Annotated in this window: 1 pseudogene; it reads left to right on the forward strand. The window is 42.9% G+C overall.

Annotated features, from left to right (window positions below):
- Nucleotides 1-59 precede the first annotated feature (59 nt).
- A pseudogene (locus Xind_RS19715) lies at nt 60-695 on the forward strand (IS1 family transposase); the annotation flags it as partial.

The following is a 695-nucleotide window of genomic DNA, read 5'->3' on the forward strand; positions in this document are numbered from 1 at the left end:
GGTCACGTATTCAACCTGTTGATGGTTGTGTATAATCGTCATTTTTTCGGAGAAGTCACATGGCGACTGTTGAAGTAAAATGTCGATTTTGTCAGCAAACTGAATACGTCAAAAAGCATGGCAAAGGTGAGGCAGGACACCAACGCTATCGCTGTTTTTCCTGCCAGCGAACCTTCCAACTGGATTACGCCTATCGCGCGTGCCAAGCGGGTATAAAAGAACAAGTTGTTGACCTTGCCATGAATAATGCGGGTATCCGTGATACGGCCCGTGCATTACATATCAGTATCAATGCTGTTGTTCGCACTTTAAAAAACTCCAACCACGATGCGTAACAACGCTTCCACTGGATAATGTCAACGTTGTGAAGTTGATGAGGTGTGGTCATTTGTCGGGAATAAAAAGTGCCAACGTTGGTTATGGTATGCTTGGGAACCTCGATTAAAACGTATCATTGCCCATACATTCGGAGCAAGAAGCAAAAAAACACTCAAGAAACTCCTCAAAAAACTGGCTTCGTTTAATGTTGTCTTCTGGTGTACAGATAATTTCAAAGCTTACAGTTTATTACCCAAAAACCAGCATGTTGTCGGAAAAACCTTCACTCAACGTATTGAGCGGGAGAATTTGACGTTGCGCAACCGACTTAAGCGACTCAATCGTAAAACGTTGGGTTATTCTAAGTCACCGAAAAT

Source organism: Xenorhabdus indica (genome assembly GCF_014467235.1).
GTDB classification, from domain to species: domain Bacteria; phylum Pseudomonadota; class Gammaproteobacteria; order Enterobacterales; family Enterobacteriaceae; genus Xenorhabdus; species Xenorhabdus indica.